The organism is Streptomyces sp. NPDC048278 (assembly GCF_040652195.1).
Taxonomy (GTDB): Bacteria; Actinomycetota; Actinomycetes; order Streptomycetales; family Streptomycetaceae; genus Streptomyces.
This window is the reverse complement of record NZ_JBEZLP010000003.1, coordinates 351,961-370,761: the sequence shown is the minus strand read 5'-3', so window position 1 is coordinate 370,761 and position 18,801 is coordinate 351,961. Positions and strand designations below refer to the sequence as shown.

Genomic DNA, 18,801 nt, shown 5'->3' with positions numbered 1-18,801 from the left:
CCCGGAGCGCTGGCCGTGGATCAGTTGGCCCTGTTGTTCGTGCTGCTGCTCGGGGCCCTGGTGAGTGTTCCGGTGGGGGACCGGTTCGGACTGCCGGCGCCCGTGCTGATGACGTTGTTCGGGATCGTCCTCGCGGTCGCCGACTTCGTGCCGAACGTGAAGATCCCGCCCGAGCTGATCCTGCCCGGCCTGCTGCCGCCGCTGCTCTACGCGGCCGTCCGGCGGACCTCCTGGCGGCAGTTCGCGGCCAACGTCAGACCGATCTTCCTGCTCGCCGTCGCCCTGGTCTTCGTCACCACGCTGTGCGTGGCCGTCGTCGCCAACGCGATCGTGCCCGGGCTGCCGATCGCCGCCGCGATCGCGCTGGGTGCGCTGGTCGCCCCGCCCGACCCGGTCGCGGCGACCGCCGTCGCCGGACAGCTCGGGCTGCCGCGCCGGCTGGTGTCGATCCTGGAGGGCGAGGGCCTCTTCAACGACGTCACGGCCATCGTGCTCTACCACGTGGCCATCGCGGCCGTCGTCAGCGGCGCGTTCTCGCCCTGGCGGGCCGGGCTGGACTTCCTGCTGTCCGCCGTGGTCGCGGTCGCCGTGGGCCTGGTGCTGGGCTGGGGCGCGAACAAGCTGATGGACATCCTCGGCGACGCGACCCTCCAGATCGGCCTGACCCTGATCGTCCCGTACGCCTCCTACGTCATCGCCGAGGAGCTGCACGGCTCCGGCGTCCTCGCCGTGCTCACCACCGCCCTGTTCATCGCCGAGTACGCCACCGACGCCGACGACGTCATGACCCGGCTCGCCGGATACACCTTCTGGGACATCGTCGACACGCTGGTCACCGGCGTCGCGTTCGGGCTGATCGGCCTGGAGCTGCACAACGCGATCCGCACGGCGTCCGGCCGCTGGGGCGAGCTGCTCGGCTGGGCCGCCGCGATCGTGGGCGTGGTGGTCGTGGTGCGGCTGGTCTGGCTGCTGCCCGCCACCTGGCTGACCAAACGGCTGCACGCCCGGCGGGACTACGACGAGGAGATCCCGACCAGCTGGCGGGAGACCGTCGTGATGTGGTGGTCCGGGATGCGCGGGGTGGCGTCGGTGGCGCTGGCCCTGGCCATCCCCCTGACGACCGACGACGGATCCCCCTTCCCGGACCGCGACGAGATCGTCTTCATCGCCTTCGGCGTGATCATGGCGACGCTGGTCCTCCAGGGGCTGACCCTGCCGTGGCTGGTGAAACGGCTCGGGGTACGGGCCGACACCGACCGCGAGAAGGAGATCGAGAAGGAGCTGGCGGTACGGGCGGCGAAGGCGGCACGGCGGCGCCTGAAGGAGATCGAGCAGGTCGAGGACCTGCCCGAGGACGTGACGGAGCAGATGCTGCGGCGGGCCTTCGAGATCGGGTTCCGGATCAGTCCCGACGTGGTGGAGGACGAGCGGCGGGAGGGCCACGACAAGCGGGTGCGGCGGCTGAAGCGGCTGCGGCGGATCCAGCAGGAGATGCTGAGCGCGGCGCGGCACGAGGTGCTGGCGGCGCGCAGCGAGCCGGGGGCGGATCCGGAGATCGTGGACCGGGTGCTGCGGCACTTGGACGTGCGTAGCCTGCGGTGACGCTCCGCTGGGGGTGCCGTGATGTGCCGTCGGTCGGCTGCGGCGCCGTCGTGGCTGGTCGCGCAGTTCCCCGCGCCCCTCACGGGGCGCTCTGCCGCGACCGGTAATACAAGTACATGGCGGCTGTGGACAGTCGCAGGCGCTGTCGGCTTCGCCCTCGTAGTCTCGGATCATGGCTCGGAACATTGTGATCAGTGGTGGAGGAACCGGGATCGGGCTCGCCGCGGCGCGGGTGTTCGCCGGCGAGGGGGACCGTGTGCTGCTGCTCGGGCGGCGCAGAGAGGTGCTGATGAGGGCGGGAGTGCCGGGGGCGGAGGTGTACGCCGCCGATCTGGCCGAACCCGAGCAGGTGCGCGGAGTCGCGCGGTTCGTCGCGGAGGAGTTCGGGACCGTGGACGTGCTGATCCACAGCGCCGGGGGGAACGCGGCGCTCGCGCCGGACGCGGCGGCCGGTGACCCGCTGGACGCCGCCGCCCGGGCCTGGACCGGCAACTTCCGGCAGAACACGCTGACCGCCGTGCTGCTCACGGAGGCGCTGAAGGACCGGCTCGCCGACCCCGGCGGTCGAGTGCTGTTCCTCAGCTCCATCGCGGCCTTCCGGGGCTCGGGGAGCGGCTCCTACGCCGCGTCCAAGGCCGCCCTGCACCCCTACGCCCACGACCTGGCCCGCGAGCTCGGCCCCCGCGGGGTCACCGTGAACGTGGTCGCGCCCGGATACGTCGAGGACACCGAGTTCTTCGGCGGCCCGGTGGCGGAGGCCCGGCGGGAGCGCCTCGTCGCCGAGACCTCGACGGGGCGGGCCGGCACGCCCGGTGACGTCGCCGCCACCCTGCACTGGCTGGCCTCCCCGGCCGCCGGGCACGTCACCTCGCAGATCGTCCAGGTCAACGGCGGCGCCGAACGCGGCCACTGAACGGGGGCTCAGCCGCGGCCGGTGCGGGGCGGCTCGTGCAGGCGCCGGCCCGCCGCCGCCCCGTCCTGGGAGGGGATGATCCCGCCGGGCGGCAGGACCGCGTCGGCCGTGTTCACCCGGGGCAGGGCGTAGGGGTGCTCCGCGTTCAGCCAGGTGATCATCTGCTCGCGGACGGTCACCCGGACCGTCCAGATGTCGTCCGCGTCCTTGGCGGTCACCAGCGCCCGTACCTGGATGGTGTTGGGCGTGGAGTCGGTGACCACCAGGCCGTAGGCCCGCCCGTCCCAGGCCGGGCACTCGCGCAGGATGTCCTGGAGCCTCTCCCGCATGGCCTCGATCGGTGCCGAGTGGTCGACGTGCCAGTAGACGATCCCGGTCATCTGCGGGGTGCCCCGCGACCAGTTCTCGAAGGGTTTGGAGGTGAAGTACGACACCGGCATGGTGATCCGGCGCTCGTCCCAGGTCCGTACCGTCAGAAAGGTCAGGGTGATCTCCTCGACCGTGCCCCACTCGCCGTCGACCACGACCGTGTCGCCGAGGCGCACCATGTCGCCGAAGGCGATCTGCAGACCGGCGAACATGTTCGCCAGGGTGGACTGGGCGGCCACACCGGCGACGATGCCGAGGATGCCGGCGGAGGCCAGCAGCGAGGCACCGGCCGCGCGCATCGCCGGGAAGGTCAGCAGCATCGCCGCCACGGCCACCACGCCGACGACCGCCGTCACCACCCGCATGATCAGCGACACCTGGGTGCGCACCCGGCGGACCCGGGCCGCGTCGTGGTGGACCCGGGCGTAGCGGTCGTAGGTCGACTCCACGACGGCCGCCGTGATCCGCACCACCAGCCAGGCTGCCGACCCGATCAGCATCAGGGTCAGGACCTGGCCGACGGCGATCCGGTGCTCCCGGATCAGCTGGGCCTGGTCGTAGGAGCCTCTGAGCAGGGCCGCGCACAGCACCAGCTGGTAGGGGATGCGACCACGGCGCAGCAGGCCCCACAGGGGTGTCTCGCTGTGCCGTGTGTCGGCCTTGCGCAGCAGCAGGTCGGTCGCCCAGCCGATCAGCAGGGTGAGGACGACGGCGCCGCCGACCACGATCAGCGGGCGGAGTACGTTCTCCATCTCCATGGAACCGAACGTAACCGCTTCCGCGGGGTCCTGAACATGCCGTTCGACGAGAAGGGGGTGACAGGCGTCACCCGGCAGGCTGGCACCATGGGTTCATGAACATCATGCTCTTTCACTCGACCTACGGCCTCAGGCCCGCGGTGCGCGAGGCCGCGGACCGGCTGCGTGCCGCCGGGCACGAGGTGTGGACGCCGGACCTGTTCGAGGGGCGCACGTTCGACACGGTCGAGGAGGGCATGGAGTTCAACGAGTCGATCGGCAAGGACGAGCTGCTGAAGCGGGCCGTGCTGGCGGCGGCGCCGTACTCGGAGCGCGGGCTGGTGTACGCGGGGTTCTCGCTGGGCGCCTCGATCGCGCAGACGCTGGCCCTCGGCGACGAGCGGGCGCGGGGGCTGCTGCTCCTGCACGGCACCTCGGACATCGCGCCCAGCGCCTCGGTGGACGAGCTGCCGGTGCAGCTGCACGTGGCCGAGCCGGACGCCTTCGAGACGGACGACTGGCTGAGCGCCTGGTACCTGCAGATGGGCCGGGCCGGCGCCGACGTGGAGATCTACCGGTACCCGGGGGCCGGTCACCTCTACACCGACCCGGGCCTGCCGGACTACGACGCGGAGGCCGCCGAGGCCACCTGGCGGGTGGCGCTCGGCTTCCTCGACACGCTGTGACCGGCCTCGGCTGCCTGTTCGCATGAAGCCGCGACCGGGGCCGGTACGTCAGGCGTGTCTACCGTCGTTGCGGTGTGCTGGAGGTCCCGCTCAGCCGGGGAAGCACTCCTTGGGCGGGTTCACCAGCGACGCGAAGTGCCCGGACCACACCCAGGCCGTCGGCTGGGAGTCGTAGATCCGGAACCACCGTTCGCCCGACGGGGTCTTGGTGGTCGAGCACTGGATCCGCTCGACCGTCTTGAACGCGTCTACGCGGTACCGGGTCGACGAGGAAGTGGGCTGGGAGTAGACGGGAGCCCCGTGGGTGTCCAGCACGGTCAGGTTGACGTATGCCGGTGCCGCCGATGCCTCCTGCGCCTGAGCGACGGTCGCGAGACCGGCGAGGGCCATGGTGGCTATCAGTACGGCGGACTTCTTCATGGCACGCTGGGGGGTGGCCATTTGTCTCCAATCGTGATCGGTTTCTGACGGACCATCGGTGTGACGGCCCGTCAACTTGATCACGCTACCAACGGGGTTCCGAACGGGCGATCTATTTATTCGCGGGTGGCCTCCCGGCGGAGCTACACCGGGTCGTACGTCCGCTCCACCTTCTGCGTGCCCGTGCGGGTGCGGTACGACCGCTCCCAGGACGAGGTGGCGTCGGCCTTCGTCTTGTCGGAGAGGACGTAGTAGTCCATCTGCGCCCGCGCGGCCGTGATGTCCAGGACGCCGTAGCCGTGCCGGTCGGTGTCGACCCAGTGCACGTGCCGGTTGGCCAGCTGGATGACCGGCGCGGCGACGGCGGAGACGACGCCGGGGGAGACCTTGAGGATGTCGTCCAGGTTGTCGGAGGTCACCGAGGTGACCACGAACTCGGTGGCGGCGGAGGCGGACAGCGGGTAGGTCCCGGCGTCGACCGGCACGTCGTTGGCCCAGGCCATGTGGATGTCGCCGGTGAGGAACACCGTGTTGCCGATGGCGTTGGAGCGCAGGTGGGCCAGCAGCTCGCGGCGGTCGTCGGTGTAGCCGTCCCACTGGTCGGTGTTGAGGGCGAGGCCGTCCTGGGGCAGGCCGAGCAGCTTGGCGAGCGGCTTGAACAGGTCGGCGGAGAGCGAGCCGATGGCGAACGGCGAGATCATCACCGAGTTGCCGACCAGCCGCCAGGTGGTGTCGGAGGCCTTCAGGCCGGCCTTGAGCCAGTCGAGCTGGGCGCGGCCGGTGATGGTGCGGTCCGGGTCGTCGACCGAGCCGCTGCCCGTGGACACCTGCTGGGAGCGGAAGGAGCGCAGGTCGAGCAGGGAGAGGTCGGCGAGCTTGCCGAAGCGCAGCCGGCGGTAGGTGGTGCCGGCGATGGCCGGGCGGACCGGCATCCACTCGAAGTAGGCCTGCTTGGCGGCGGCCTGACGGGCCGTCCAGGTGCCTTCGGTGCCCTCGGTGTGGTTCTCGGCACCGCCGGACCAGGAGTCGTTGGCGAACTCGTGGTCGTCCCAGATCGCGATGACCGGAGCCTTGGCGTGCAGGGCCTGCAGGTCGGTGTCGGTCTTGTACTTGCCGTGCCGTATGCGGTAGTCGGCGAGCGTGATGATCTCGTGGGTGGGCGCGTGCTCCCGGACCACGGTGTCGCGGGTGCCGTACTCGCCGGTGCCGTACTCGTAGATGTAGTCGCCGAGGTGCAGCCAGGCGTCGAGGTCGCTCCGGGCGGCCAGGTGCCGGTAGGAGGCGAAGTATCCGGCCTCCCAGTTGGCGCAGGAGACGACGCCGAAGCGCAGGCCCGCGACGGTGGCGTCCGCCGCCGGCGCGGTGCGGGTGCGCGCCACCGGCGAGTCCGTGGCGCCGGCCGAGAAGCGGAACCAGTAGTCGGTGGCCGGGGCCAGGCCGCGGATGTCCGCCTTGACGGTGTGGTCGGAGGCGGCGGTCGCGGTCGTGGAGCCCTTGGAGACCACGTTCGTCAGCGCCTTGTCGGTGGCGACGACCCAGCTGACCTGGGTGTCCGGGCCGATCCCGGAGCCCGGCGTCGCGTCGGCGGCCGGCGTCACCCGGGTCCACAGCAGGATGCCGTCGGGGAGCGGGTCGCCGGAGGCGACGCCGTGCAGGAAGGCGGGCGCGTCCGAGGCGGCCCGGGCCGGCAGCGCGGCGGCCAGCGGCGCAGCCAGGACAGCGGTCGCCGCCGCGGCCTTGACGACCGTACGGCGGCGGGGCGTAAGCGAGTTGGAGCCGTCGTCGGCTCTGAATCGACTGGTCACGAGGGATCAGGTTACTGACCGGTATGAAAAGGAGCGGGCGAACAGGTGAAAGTTCGCCCGCTCTTCTTCTCGTGGTCGGCGGCCGAGGCTCGCGGCCGGTCCTCGGGTCAGGCCTTGAGGGCCGCGCCCACCACACTGTTGAAGTCCGCCACCGTCAGGAGCGGGGAGCCGCCGTTGAGCTGCTTGCCGTCCATGACGAAGCCGGGCGTGCCGGTCACGCCGTCCTTGTTGTCGTCGAACTGCTTCGACATGGCCATCGCCCAGGCGTCGTAGGTGCCCTTCTTGACGGCGTCCTGGAACTTCGTGTTGTCCTTCAGCGCCGGCACGGTCTGGGCGACCTTGATGAGGTAGCTGTCGTCCTTGAACTTGTCGGTCGTCTCGTCCGGGTGCCACTTCGTCGAGTACAGCGCGGTCTTGTAGTCGAGGAAGGCCTGGTCGCTGACGTTCAGTGCCGCGCCCAGCGCGCTCAGTGCGTTCTTGGAGCCCTCACCGTTGTCCTTGTTGTCGATGAACGTGGCGCCGACGTACTGGAACTTGAACTCGCCGTCGTCGATGTCCTTCTTGAAGGTGGCACCGACGGTCTGCTCGAACTGGGCGCACACCGGGCAGCGCGGGTCCTCGTAGACCTTGAGGGTCTTCTTGGCCGTGGACTTGCCGATGATGACGGTGGTGCCGTCGGTGCCCGTGGTGTTGGCCGGGGCGACGACCTTCTCGTCCTTCACGGCCTCCCAGTGGCTGGGCTTGTTGGCCTGGACGACGGCGTAGCCTATGCCGCCCGCCGCGGCCAGCACGGCCACGACCGAGCAGGCCACGATGAGCTGGCGCCTGACCTTGGCGCGCTTGGCCTGCTTCTCGCGCTCGGCGCGCAGTCGCTCCCGGGCCGCGTTCTTGGCAGCTGCGCTGTTCCGCTTGCTCATGTTGGTGATCTCCATAGGGGACGCGCACATGGTGTACGCGGGATACGTGTGGGGGACTCGTCGTGCTCGGGCGGGCGGGGCGCTCAGGCGAAGGGCAGGGCGAGCGCCCCGGAGCACGGCGGTCCGCGTCGTCCCAGGGAGTGCGCGAGGAGCAGGTCGCGGACGGCGGCCGGGCGCGGCGCCGGGCGCGGCAGCCGTCGTACCGGAGCCGGCCGGACCGTGCCCGCGGCGGCGGCGAGGAGCAGCGGGCGGAAGGTGGTGGCGGCGACGGCGCGCAGCAGCTGGGTCAGGGCGCGCTCGCCGCGGCGCAGCCACGCGGCGGCGAGCAGGCCGACACCGACGTGCGCGGCGAGCAGCAGCCACGCGGCGGTCGGGTCGGCGTCCGTGAGGGCCGCCGCGGCACGGGAGCCGTCGGCCATCCGGGCCAGCGGGGTGCCGACCGTGCCGCCGTGGCAGAGCACGTCGAAGCCGACCGCGCGCAGCGGACCGGCGATGGGGCCGCCCGCCCGGCCGTAACAGGCGTGCTGGCCGGTGGTGAAGATCGTGTCGGCGGCCAGCTCCAGCGGGATCAGCAGGGCCGCGATCCGGCCGAAGCCGCGCTCGCGGCCCGCCAGCGCGTACGCCGTGCAGAACACGCCGGCGGCGACCGCGGCCACCGTCGTGAACGGCAGCGGGGCCCGGGACAGCAGCACGTGCGACGCGGTGCTGAGTGTCACGACGAAGGCCGTGAACAGCGCCGCGCGCACGGCTCTGAGCTGGGTCCCGGATATGTCCATAGCGGTGGAGAGTCTGTCACGTACTCATGTAGGGGACCCCTAAAAGGGCCCTGAGAATCGGCGAAGGTTACAGCCCTGGAATGCGGCCGTTGCGGAAGAGGTCGACGAAGATCTGGTGGTCGGCACGCGCGCGTGCGCCGTAGCTGTGCGCGAAGTCGGCGAGCAGGCCCGCGAAACCGTCCTCGTCGGCCGCGATCGCCGCGTCGATGGCCCGCTCGGTGGAGAACGGCACCAGGGACTCGCCGGAGGTGTCGTCGGCCGCCGAGTGCATGGACGCCGTGGCCCGGCCGAGGTCCGCGACCACCGCCGCGATCTCCTCCGGGTCGTCGATGTCGCTCCAGTCCAGGTCCACCGCGTACGGCGAGACCTCGGCGACCAGCTGGCCCGCGCCGTCCAGCTCGGTCCAGCCCAGCCACGGGTCGGCGTGCGCCTGCAGGGCGCGCTGCGAGATCACCGTGCGGTGGCCCTCGTGCCGGAAGTAGTCCCGGATCGCCGGGTCCGTGACGTGCCGGGAGACCGCCGGGGTCTGGGCCTGCTTGATGTAGATCACCACGTCGTTCTCCAGGGCGTCCGTGGCGCCCTCCAGGAGGATGTTGTACGACGGCAGGCCTGCCGAGCCGATGCCGATCCCGCGGCGGCCCACGACGTCCTTGACGCGGTAGGAGTCCGGCCGGGACAGGGACGACTCGGGGAGCGTCTCCAGGTAGCCGTCGAAGGCGGCCAGGACCTTGTAGCGGGTGGCCGCGTCCAGCTCGATGGAGCCGCCGCCGGAGGCGAAGCGGCGCTCGTAGTCGCGGATCTCCGTCATCGAGTCCAGCAGCTCGAAGCGGGTCAGCGAGCGGGCCGCGCGCAGCGCGCCGAGCAGCGGGCCCTCGGCGCTGTCCAGGGTGAACGGCGGCACCTCGTCGCTCTTCGCGCCCGTCGCCAGCGCGTGGATCCGCTCGCGGTACGCGTCCGCGTACACCTCGACCAGCTCGGTGATCTGCTCGTCGCTGAGCGCCTTCGCGTACCCGATCAGCGCGATGGAGGCGGCGAAGCGCTTCAGGTCCCAGGTGAACGGGCCGACGTAGGCCTCGTCGAAGTCGTTGACGTTGAAGACCAGGCGGCCGTTGGAGTCCATGTAGGTGCCGAAGTTCTCCGCGTGCAGGTCGCCGTGGATCCACACGCGCGAGGTGCGCTCGTCCAGGTACGGGCCCGTGTATATCCGCCCGCCGCCGAGACCGGCGTGCTCCGCGTCCAGGTCGTGGTAGAAGAGCGCGGCCGTGCCCCGGTAGAAGGCGAAGGCCGAGGCCGCCATCTTCCGGAACTTCACGCGGAACGCGGCCGGGTCGGCGGCCAGGAGCTCGCCGAAGGCGGTGTCGAATACGGCGAGGATCTCCTCGCCGCGCTGCTCGCCGTTGAGCTGGGGGTCCGACATCGCTGGGTGCCTCCTGGTGCGTGTGGTGCCTGACATGTGGCGCGGATCTCTCGCCCGGACCAACGTGCGACGGTCCCCGGGAGTGCCCGCTTTCTCGGCACGAAGGTACGCGGGGCAGCCCGCCGGGTGTCAGTGCCGAGGCATAGGATTCCGCTGTCCCACCAGACTGTCCGCAGCCGGTCGGAAGATCGTCGACGCCTGCCCACCCGTCGCCCGACCACCGCCCCTCAACGAGGCGCTTCGCGCCGCACCTGCTTGATTTCGGAGGCCGAAACCGTGTCAAAGCCGCCCTTCACGCACCTGCACGTCCACACCCAGTACTCGCTGCTGGACGGTGCCGCGCGGCTCAAGGACATGTTCAACGCCTGCAACGAGATGGGCATGACCCATATCGCCATGTCCGACCACGGCAACCTGCACGGGGCGTACGACTTCTTCCATACGGCGAAGAAGTCCGGGGTCACCCCGATCATCGGGATCGAGGCGTACGTCGCCCCCGAGTCCCGGCGCAACAAGCGCAAGATCCAGTGGGGCCAGCCGCACCAGAAGCGGGACGACGTCTCCGGTTCCGGCGGTTACACCCACAAGACGATGTGGGCCGTGAACAGCACCGGCCTGCACAACCTCTTCCGGCTCTCCTCGGACGCCTACGCCGAGGGCTGGCTGCAGAAGTGGCCCCGGATGGACAAGGAGACGATCTCCCAGTGGTCCGAGGGGATCGTGGCCTCCACCGGCTGCCCCTCCGGCGAGCTCCAGACCCGGCTGCGCCTCGGCCAGTACGACGAGGCCCTGAAGGCCGCCGCCGAGTACCAGGACATCTTCGGCAAGGACCGCTACTTCCTGGAGCTGATGGACCACGGCATCGAGATCGAGCACCGGGTCCGCGACGGCCTCCTGGAGATCGGCAAGAAGCTCGGCATCCCGCCGCTGGTGACGAACGACTCGCACTACACCTACGCGCACGAGGCGACCGCCCACGACGCCCTGCTGTGCATCCAGACCGGCAAGAACCTCTCCGACCCGGACCGCTTCAAGTTCGACGGCACCGGCTACTACCTGAAGTCCACGGACGAGATGTACGCCGTCGACTCCTCGGACGCCTGGCAGGAGGGCTGCGCCAACACCCTCCTGGTCGCCGAGATGGTCGACACCACCGGCATGTTCGAGGCCAAGAACCTCATGCCGAAGTTCGACATCCCCGACGGCTTCACCGAGGTCACCTGGTTCAAGGAGGAGGTCCGCCGGGGCATGGAGCGCCGCTTCCCCGGCGGCATTCCGGACGACCGCCAGAAGCAGGTCGAGTACGAGCTGGACGTCATCATCCAGATGGGGTTCCCGGGCTACTTCCTCGTCGTCGCCGACTTCATCATGTGGGCCAAGAACAACGGCATCGCGGTCGGCCCCGGCCGAGGCTCCGCGGCCGGCTCGATCGTCGCCTACGCCATGGGCATCACCGACCTCGACCCGATCCCGCACGGCCTGATCTTCGAGCGGTTCCTCAACCCCGAGCGCGTCTCCATGCCCGACGTCGACATCGACTTCGACGAGCGTCGGCGCGTCGAGGTGATCAGGTACGTGACCGAGAAGTACGGCGCCGACAAGGTCGCCATGATCGGCACCTACGGCAAGATCAAGGCCAAGAACGCCATCAAGGACTCCGCGCGCGTCCTTGGCTACCCGTACGCGATGGGCGACCGCCTCACCAAGGCCATGCCCGCCGACGTCCTCGGCAAGGGCATCGACCTCGACGGCATCACCAACCCCTCGCACCCCCGGTACAACGAGGCCGGCGAGATCCGCGGGATGTACGAGAACGAGCCGGACGTCAAGAAGGTCATCGACACCGCGAAGGGCGTCGAGGGCCTGGTCCGGCAGATGGGCGTGCACGCGGCCGGCGTGATCATGTCCAGCGAGCCCATCGTCGACCACGCCCCGATCTGGGTGCGGCACACCGACGGCGTGACCATCACGCAGTGGGACTACCCGCAGTGCGAGTCGCTCGGCCTGCTGAAGATGGACTTCCTCGGCCTGCGCAACCTGACGATCATGGACGACGCCGTCAAGATGGTGAAGTCCAACAAGGGCATCGACCTCGACCTGCTGGCCCTGCCGCTCGACGACCCGAAGACCTTCGAACTCCTCCAGCGCGGCGACACCCTGGGCGTCTTCCAGTTCGACGGCGGACCCATGCGCTCCCTGCTGCGCCTGATGAAGCCCGACAACTTCGAAGACATCTCCGCCGTCTCCGCGCTCTACCGTCCCGGCCCGATGGGCATGGACTCGCACACCAACTACGCGCTGCGCAAGAACAAGCTCCAGGAGATCACCCCGATCCACAAGGAGCTGGAGGAGCCCCTGGAAGAGGTCCTGGCCGTCACCTACGGCCTGATCGTCTACCAGGAGCAGGTCCAGAAGGCCGCCCAGATCATCGCCGGGTACTCGCTCGGCGAGGCCGACATCCTGCGCCGCGTGATGGGCAAGAAGAAGCCCGACGAACTGGCCAAGAACTTCGTCCTCTTCCAGAAGGGCGCCCGCGACAAGGGCTACAGCGACGAGGCGATCCAGGCCCTGTGGGACGTGCTGGTCCCCTTCGCCGGCTACGCCTTCAACAAGGCGCACTCCGCCGCGTACGGTCTGGTCTCCTACTGGACCGCCTACCTGAAGGCGAACCACCCCGCCGAGTACATGGCCGGACTGCTCACCTCGGTCAAGGACGACAAGGACAAGTCGGCCGTCTACCTCAACGAATGCCGCCGCATGGGCATCAAGGTGCTCCCGCCGAACGTCAACGAGTCGGTGCACAACTTCGCGGCGCAGGGCGACGACGTGATCCTGTTCGGCCTGGAGGCCGTCCGCAACGTCGGTACCAACGTGGTCGAGTCGATCATCAGGAGCCGCAAGGCCAAGGGCAAGTACGCGTCCTTCCCCGACTACCTCGACAAGGTCGAGGCGGTCGCCTGCAACAAGCGCACCACGGAGTCGCTGATCAAGGCCGGCGCCTTCGACACCATGGGGCACACCCGCAAGGGCCTCACCGCGCAGTACGAACCGATGATCGACAACGTGGTCGCGGTCAAGCGCAAGGAGGCCGAGGGCCAGTTCGACCTCTTCGGCGGGATGGGCGAGGAGGACAACAGCGAGCCCGGCTTCGGACTGGACGTCGAGTTCACCACCGACGAGTGGGAGAAGACCTACCTGCTCGCCCAGGAGCGGGAGATGCTCGGTCTGTACGTCTCCGACCACCCGCTCTTCGGCCTGGAGCACGTGCTCTCCGACAAGGCCGACGCCGGTATCGCCCAGCTCACCGGCGGCGAGCACGCCGACGGCGCGGTCGTCACCATCGGCGGCATCATCTCCGGCCTCCAGCGCAAGATGACCAAACAGGGCAACGCCTGGGCGATCGCCACCGTGGAGGACCTCGCGGGCTCCATCGAGTGCATGTTCTTCCCGGCGACCTACCAGCTGATCTCGACCCAACTCGTCGAGGACGCGGTCGTGTTCGTCAAGGGCCGCCTCGACAAGCGCGAGGACGTGCCCCGGCTGGTCGCCATGGAACTGGCGGTCCCGGACCTCTCCAACGCGGGCACCAACGCGCCCGTGATCCTCACCATCCCGGCCACCCGGGTCACCCCGCCCATGGTCAGCCGGCTCGGCGAGATCCTCAGTCACCACAAGGGCGACAGCGAGGTCCGGATCAAGCTCCAGGGCCCGACCAAGACGACCGTGCTGCGCCTGGACCGGCACCGGGTGAAGCCGGACCCGGCGCTGTTCGGCGACCTCAAGGTGCTGCTCGGCCCGTCCTGCCTGGCCGGATAGACCCCGGCTCCCGACCGGTCTGCACGTGCAGACCGGTCCTGCACGTGCAGAAGGGGCGCACCCGCGACGGGTGCGCCCCTCCTGTGTGCCCGGGCTTCAACAGCCCGTGGGGACCTGGTCAGTCCGCTCAGTTGTGGCCGAAGCTCTTCTGCTTCTTGCGCGCCACGTCGGCCGGGCTGCCCTGGATGTGCGACACCGGCGAGTCCTGGGACTCGCTCGACGTACGCTGCCCGTGCTGCTCGTGGGTCTGCTCGCTCTGCGAGGTGCGGTTCTGGGAGCCACCCTTGCGGTTCTTGTTCTTGGCCATGGTGATCTGCCTCCTGTGGGGGATCTAGGGGCCGAATTCAGATTCACATAGGCTGACAACGGACGCATTTCGGATAATTACCGTGTGTGACAGGGCTTGTCGGAGAGCGAGGTCCCGAAACGCCACGCCGAAGATCGAGTTCGGGCCGTTAACCCCCGCGTGGTCGGGCAGACTCGAAGGAAGCCCCGAAAGCAAACCTCCCGGAAAGAGGGTGAGTCGCGTGGACCGCTGCATCGTCCTGGTGGACGCCGGGTATCTGCTGGGTGCCGCCGCCAGTCTCCTCGCCGGTGAGCCCTCCCGATCCCGCATCACCGTCGACCACGCCGCGCTGATCCAGGCGCTGCGCGACCGCGCGGAGTCCGACACCGAGCGTCCGCTGCTGCGCATCTACTGGTTCGACGGCGCCCCCGACCGCGTCCCCCAGCCGGAACACCGCCGGCTGCGCGTGATGCCCCGGGTGACCGTCCGGCTCGGCGCGCTGACCCGCAGCGACGGGCGCTGGGCGCAGAAGGGCGTGGACGCGGCCATGCACGCCGAACTGACCGAGCTGGCCAGGAACAGGGCCTGCTCCGACGTCGTCCTGGTGACCGGCGACGGGGACCTGCTGCCGGGCATGATGGCCGCGAAGGAGCACGGGGTCGCCGTACACCTGTGGGCCGTGCAGGCCGCCGACGGGGACTACAACCAGTCCGAGGACCTGGTCGCCGAGGCCGACGAGCGGCGGGTGCTGGACCGGGCGTGGATCACCCAGGCGGTACGGGCCAAGGAGCTGACCGCGGTCTGTGCGCCGCCGCCGGTGCCGCGGCCGGAGATCGCCGCGATCCTCTCGGCGCCGCTGCCCGAGCCGTCGCTGGCGGCGGCCCCCGAGCCGGGTACCGAGGACGTGGACCGGGCGCCTGCCGCGAGCATCGTGGAGAACGGGGCGCCGGAGCGGGTGCCCGCGCCGAAGGGGGTGCCCACGCCCAAGGACCTCGCCGCGCTGCGGGCGCCGGGCGCGCAGCCGGTGCCGCAGCCGGTCCAGCAGGCGGCGACCACGGCCACGCTGCGGTGGTCCTCCGACAAGGGGTGGGTGGACCGGCCGGGCGTCGCGGCGGAACCGGCGGAGGCGGCCTCCATGCCGACGCTGGCGCAGCTGACCACCGCGGAGCAGCGGTGGGCCGACCGGGAGGAGGACATCACGACCGTCGGCGGGGACCCGTACGAGGTCGGGCAGGTGTTCGCCAAGCGGTGGATGTCCCGGCTCGGGGACCCCGCGCATCTGCAGAAGCTGTCGGGGATGTATCCGCGGATTCCGCACCGGATCGACGGGGAGCTGTTGCGGTACGCGGCGCGGTTCGGGCTGCTGGCGCACAAGGACGACCAGATCGACGAGCATGACCGGTACGCCATTCGGGCGGGGTTCTGGAGGGAGTTCGATGTGCCGGCGGGGGCCGGGGAGCATGCGTCCGCGGAGTGACGGAGGGTGACTTCGGCTGCGGGCCGGTGGGGGTTGTTCGCGCAGTTCCCCGCGCCCCTTTCAGGGGCGCTCCTCTCACGGAGTCGGGAAGCGAGGCGCCCCAAAGGCGAGTAAACGGGCCCGACCCCGTAGGCTCGTCCCTTGTGAGTACGGGCGTGGGTCGGGCACTTCGGCGGCAGGGTGATGTCGTGTGTGCCGTGCGTGGGCTGACCAAGACCTACGCCGCGGTCAAAGGACGGCGTGGCGCTCCCGGCGTGCCCGAGGTGCGGGCCACCGACGGGGTGGAGCTCGACGTCCGGCGCGGGGAGATCTTCGGGCTGCTCGGGCCGAACGGCGCCGGCAAGTCGACACTCGTACGGCAGCTCACCGGGCTGCTGCGGCCCGACGCGGGCAGTGTCGAGATCCTCGGGCACGACATCGTGCGGCACCCGGAGCGGGCCGCGCGGATCCTCGCCTACCTGGGGCAGGAGTCCAGCGCCCTCGACGAGCTGACCGTCTCCCTCGCGGCCGAGACCACCGGGCGGCTGCGCGGTCTGGACGTACGGCAGGCGCGGAGCGAGCGCGACGCCGTCCTCGACGAGCTGGGCCTGACGCCGATCGCCGGGCGGGCGCTCAAGAAGCTCTCCGGCGGCCAGCGGCGGCTCGCCTGCTTCGCCGCCGCGCTGGTCGGGGAGCGGTCGCTGCTGGTGCTCGACGAGCCGACGACCGGGATGGACCCCGTGGCCCGGCGGGCCGTGTGGGCCGCCGTGGACCGGCGGCGGGCCGAGCGGGGCGCCACCGTGGTGCTGGTCACCCACAACGTCATCGAGGCCGAGACGGTCCTCGACCGGGTCGCCGTCCTCGACCAGGGGCGGGTCATCGCCTGCGACACCCCCGCGGGGCTCAAGGAACGGGTCGCCGGCGAGGTACGGGTCGAGCTGGTGTGGCGGGAGCGGGCACCGCTGGACGTGCCCGAGGTGGCTGTCCTGCGCGAGCGCGCCGTCGAGTCCGGCCGGCGCTGGACACTGCGGCTCGTGCCCGAGGAGGCACGTGCCGTCGTCGCCACGGTGACCGGCGGGGCCGCCTTCGCCGCCCTCGACGACTTCACCCTCGCCACGCCGAGCCTGGAGGACGTCTACCTGGCGCTGGGCGGCGCCGCACGGCAGGGGCTGGTGAAGGCGTGACCGTGAACGTGAACGTGAACCCGAGGGTGAACAGGACGGCGGCCGGGCGCGTACGGAGAGACGCGGCGGCGGTACGGGCCGCAGGTGCCGCAGGGAAAGGGAGCAGCGCGACGTGAGTGTCGTACCCGCTGAGGTTCTGCCGGGCGGTGCCCTGGCCGTGGAGGAGACGGCGCCGGACGGCCCGGCGGCCGAGCTGGGCCCGCGGGCGCGGCTGTGGCCGTCGCTGGTGGCCGTCTACCGCGCGCAGCTGTCCCGGGCCCGGGTGGCACGGATCCCGCTGCTGTTCGTCGCGACCTTCCAGTCCGTCGGCATCATGATCATGATGCGCGGGGTGGTGGACTCGCGGGGCGAGGCCCAGTCCGTGGTGGCGGGTTCGTCGGTGGTCGTGGTCGCCTACGTGGCGCTGAACCTGCTCGCGCAGTACTTCGGGCAGCTGCGGGCGAGCGGCGGGCTCGACCACTACGCCACGCTGCCCGTGCCGCCCGCCTCGGTGGTGCTCGGGGCTGCCGCGGCGTACGCCTCCTTCACCGTGCCGGGGACGCTGGTCACGGCCGTCTTCGGCTGCGTGCTGTTCGGGCTGCCGCTCGGGAACCTGTGGATCCTCGTCGCGGTGATCCCGCTCGCCGGGGCGGCCCTGGCCGGGCTGGGGGCGGCCTGCGGACTGCTCGCGCCGCGCCCCGAACTCGCCACCCTGCTCGGCCAGCTGGGCATGTCGGCGGCGCTGCTGCTCGGCGTGCTGCCGCCGGACCGGATGCCCGGGATCATCCGGTTCGCGCGCGATCTGCTGCCTTCGACGTACGGCGTCGAGGCCTACGCCCGGACGTTCGGGGCGCGGCCGGACTGGGCCGTCGTCCTCGCTGACCTGGGTGTCTGCGCCGGGGTGGGGGTCGTCTCGCTGGCCGTCGCCACGTGGGCGTACCGCAGGGCCGCCGTCCGGTGACGCGCCCCACAGGCCGAACTGGCACGATGGCATCGTGACCGCACCGTTGACGCCGCCTCCGCCGCCGCACGACCAGTCCCCGCACCAGGCCTGGCAGCCTCCGCCGCCTGCCGGGGAGGCCGCGGGGGAGTACGGACAGTACGCAGCGTACGGACAGGACGGTCCCGGGATGAAGACCGAACTGCGGGAGGCCGCGGTGATCGCCGTCGCGGTGGCGGTGAGCGGGGTGCTGCTCGGGTTCCTGTGGCTGTGGCTGGCGCCGCACGTGCCGCTGGTGGGGGACCAGTCCGGGAAGAGCTGGGCGGTCTACCTCAAGGACAGCGAGGGGGAGCAGGCCGCCGGGGTGGACGGGACGTTCACGCTGCTGGCGCTCGCGTTCGGGGTCGTGAGCGCGGTCGTGGCGTTCGTGTGGCGGCGGCGTGGGGGTGTGCCGTTGGTGGTGGCGCTGGGGGTCGGGGGGCTGCTGGCGTCGGTGCTGGCGTGGCGGCTCGGGGTGTGGATGGGGCCGGAGCAGGACGTGATAGCCCATGCGAAGGCCGTGGGCAAGGGGGTGACGTTCTCCGCGCCGCTGAAGCTCGGGGCGAAGGGGGCGTTGCTGGCGTGGCCGTTGTCGGCGCTGGTCGTGCACCTGGGCCTGACGGCACTGTTCGGCCCCCGCGACCCGGAGCCACCGTACGAGGACGGCCCGTACCCCACCCCACCGGCCTGACCTTCCACGCCCCCGCCGCCCCTGCCCGGTGTGTCGTCAGGGGCGATGCGTCGTCAGGGGGCGTCGGAGATCCCGTGAGGGGACTCTGCGGGGGTGGTGGGTGGTGGAGTGTCCGGCGCCCCCCGACCGTCTATGCCGGGCGGCGACCGTGGTTCGAGCGGGCCTTCTTCAGGCGCCACTTTCTTTTCCGTGTCTTCTTCGACATGTCCTCTGTACTTAACCCAGTACGGAGGCCTCGTCGAGAGGTCACGCACGGCCGATCGGGGCCAGGGTCGCGTCCGTGAGGGTCGCGAGGGCGGTCGGCGCGAGTTCCACCTCCAGGCCCCGGCGGCCCGCCGAGACGCAGATGGTGGGGTGGGCGGAGGCCGAGGCGTCCAGGACCGTGGGGAGCTTCTTGCGCTGGCCCAGCGGGGAGATGCCGCCGCGGACGTAGCCCGTCGTGCGCTCGGCCAGGGCCGGGTCCGCCATCGCCGCGCGCTTGCCGCCGACCGCCGTGGCCAGGGCCTTGAGGTCCAGGCTGCCGGCCACCGGCACGACCGCGACCGTCAGCGCGCCGTCGATGTCCGCGACCAGGGTCTTGAAGACACGGTCGGGGGACACGCCCATCGCCTCCGCCGCCTCCTCGCCGTAGGACGGGTGGGCGGGGTCGTGGTCGTAGGCGTGGACCGTGAAGTCCACGCCCGCCGTGGTCAGGGCCACCGTCGCCGGGGTGCCACCGGCGCCGGACTGCTGCTGCTTCTTCGGTTTCTTCGGCATTCAGGAGACCCC

At 70.9% G+C, this 18,801-nt stretch carries 16 protein-coding genes; 8 read left to right on the top strand and 8 right to left on the bottom strand.

Going from position 1 to position 18,801, the window contains the following annotated elements:
- Positions 1-15 precede the first annotated feature (15 nt).
- Together AB0D74_RS07860 and AB0D74_RS07855 are read left to right on the top strand one after the other, a co-directional pair.
- Positions 16-1,602 (top strand): Na+/H+ antiporter, encoded by a 1,587-nt coding sequence (locus AB0D74_RS07860; RefSeq protein WP_362581641.1) that lies wholly within the window; start codon positions 16-18, stop codon positions 1,600-1,602.
- Positions 1,603-1,774: 172 nt separating this feature from the next.
- On the top strand, positions 1,775-2,515 hold the full coding sequence (locus AB0D74_RS07855; protein ID WP_362581640.1) for an SDR family oxidoreductase: 741 nt from the start codon (positions 1,775-1,777) through the stop codon (positions 2,513-2,515).
- An 8-nt stretch (positions 2,516-2,523) separates the two neighbouring features.
- Here AB0D74_RS07855 and AB0D74_RS07850 read toward each other — a convergent pair whose 3' ends face one another.
- Positions 2,524-3,636, bottom strand: coding sequence for a mechanosensitive ion channel domain-containing protein (locus AB0D74_RS07850; RefSeq protein ID WP_362581943.1), 1,113 nt, complete (start codon positions 3,634-3,636; stop codon positions 2,524-2,526).
- A 101-nt stretch (positions 3,637-3,737) separates the two neighbouring features.
- Here AB0D74_RS07850 and AB0D74_RS07845 point away from each other — a divergent pair, with 101 nt between their 5' ends.
- Entirely contained in the window at positions 3,738-4,307 is a 570-nt protein-coding gene (locus AB0D74_RS07845; protein ID WP_362581638.1) for a dienelactone hydrolase family protein, read from the top strand.
- A 90-nt stretch (positions 4,308-4,397) separates the two neighbouring features.
- Here the strand turns inward: AB0D74_RS07845 and AB0D74_RS07840 are convergent, their stop codons facing one another.
- From AB0D74_RS07840 to AB0D74_RS07820, 5 genes are all read right to left on the bottom strand, one after another.
- Complete coding sequence (locus AB0D74_RS07840; RefSeq protein WP_362581636.1) at positions 4,398-4,748, bottom strand: hypothetical protein; 351 nt, start codon at positions 4,746-4,748, stop codon at positions 4,398-4,400.
- A gap of 122 nt (positions 4,749-4,870) precedes the next feature.
- Complete coding sequence (locus AB0D74_RS07835) at positions 4,871-6,532, bottom strand: alkaline phosphatase D family protein (RefSeq protein WP_362581634.1); 1,662 nt, start codon at positions 6,530-6,532, stop codon at positions 4,871-4,873.
- Positions 6,533-6,639: 107 nt separating this feature from the next.
- Positions 6,640-7,449, bottom strand: coding sequence for a thioredoxin domain-containing protein (locus tag AB0D74_RS07830; RefSeq protein WP_362581632.1), 810 nt, complete (start codon positions 7,447-7,449; stop codon positions 6,640-6,642).
- Positions 7,450-7,532: 83 nt separating this feature from the next.
- Positions 7,533-8,225, bottom strand: coding sequence for a hypothetical protein (locus tag AB0D74_RS07825; protein WP_362581630.1), 693 nt, complete (start codon positions 8,223-8,225; stop codon positions 7,533-7,535).
- Between the two features lie 67 nt (positions 8,226-8,292).
- On the bottom strand, positions 8,293-9,642 hold the full coding sequence (locus tag AB0D74_RS07820) for a DUF2252 domain-containing protein (protein WP_362581628.1): 1,350 nt from the start codon (positions 9,640-9,642) through the stop codon (positions 8,293-8,295).
- A gap of 276 nt (positions 9,643-9,918) precedes the next feature.
- On the opposite strand from AB0D74_RS07820, the gene dnaE reads away from it, so the two are divergent.
- On the top strand, positions 9,919-13,458 hold the full coding sequence (dnaE, locus tag AB0D74_RS07815; RefSeq protein ID WP_362581626.1) for a DNA polymerase III subunit alpha: 3,540 nt from the start codon (positions 9,919-9,921) through the stop codon (positions 13,456-13,458).
- Positions 13,459-13,585: 127 nt separating this feature from the next.
- Here the strand turns inward: dnaE and AB0D74_RS07810 are convergent, their stop codons facing one another.
- Positions 13,586-13,765 carry a hypothetical protein gene (locus AB0D74_RS07810; RefSeq protein WP_362581624.1) on the bottom strand — a complete coding sequence of 60 codons (180 nt, stop codon included), beginning with the start codon at positions 13,763-13,765 and terminating at the stop codon, positions 13,586-13,588.
- Between the two features lie 220 nt (positions 13,766-13,985).
- Here AB0D74_RS07810 and AB0D74_RS07805 point away from each other — a divergent pair, with 220 nt between their 5' ends.
- The 4 genes from AB0D74_RS07805 (at position 13,986) to AB0D74_RS07790 (ending at position 18,033) form a co-directional block, all read left to right on the top strand.
- Complete coding sequence (locus AB0D74_RS07805; protein WP_362581622.1) at positions 13,986-15,221, top strand: NYN domain-containing protein; 1,236 nt, start codon at positions 13,986-13,988, stop codon at positions 15,219-15,221.
- Between the two features lie 188 nt (positions 15,222-15,409).
- Positions 15,410-16,384, top strand: coding sequence for an ABC transporter ATP-binding protein (locus AB0D74_RS07800; RefSeq protein WP_362581620.1), 975 nt, complete (start codon positions 15,410-15,412; stop codon positions 16,382-16,384).
- A gap of 112 nt (positions 16,385-16,496) precedes the next feature.
- Positions 16,497-17,324, top strand: coding sequence for an ABC transporter permease (locus tag AB0D74_RS07795; RefSeq protein ID WP_362581618.1), 828 nt, complete (start codon positions 16,497-16,499; stop codon positions 17,322-17,324).
- A gap of 34 nt (positions 17,325-17,358) precedes the next feature.
- The gene (locus AB0D74_RS07790) at positions 17,359-18,033 is read left to right on the top strand and encodes an AAA family ATPase (RefSeq protein ID WP_362581616.1); all 675 of its coding nucleotides are present in this window, start codon (positions 17,359-17,361) and stop codon (positions 18,031-18,033) included.
- A 246-nt stretch (positions 18,034-18,279) separates the two neighbouring features.
- Here AB0D74_RS07790 and ybaK read toward each other — a convergent pair whose 3' ends face one another.
- Positions 18,280-18,789, bottom strand: a complete 510-nt coding sequence (ybaK, locus tag AB0D74_RS07785; protein WP_362581614.1) for a Cys-tRNA(Pro) deacylase — start codon at positions 18,787-18,789, stop codon at positions 18,280-18,282.
- Positions 18,790-18,801: the final 12 nt, after the last annotated feature.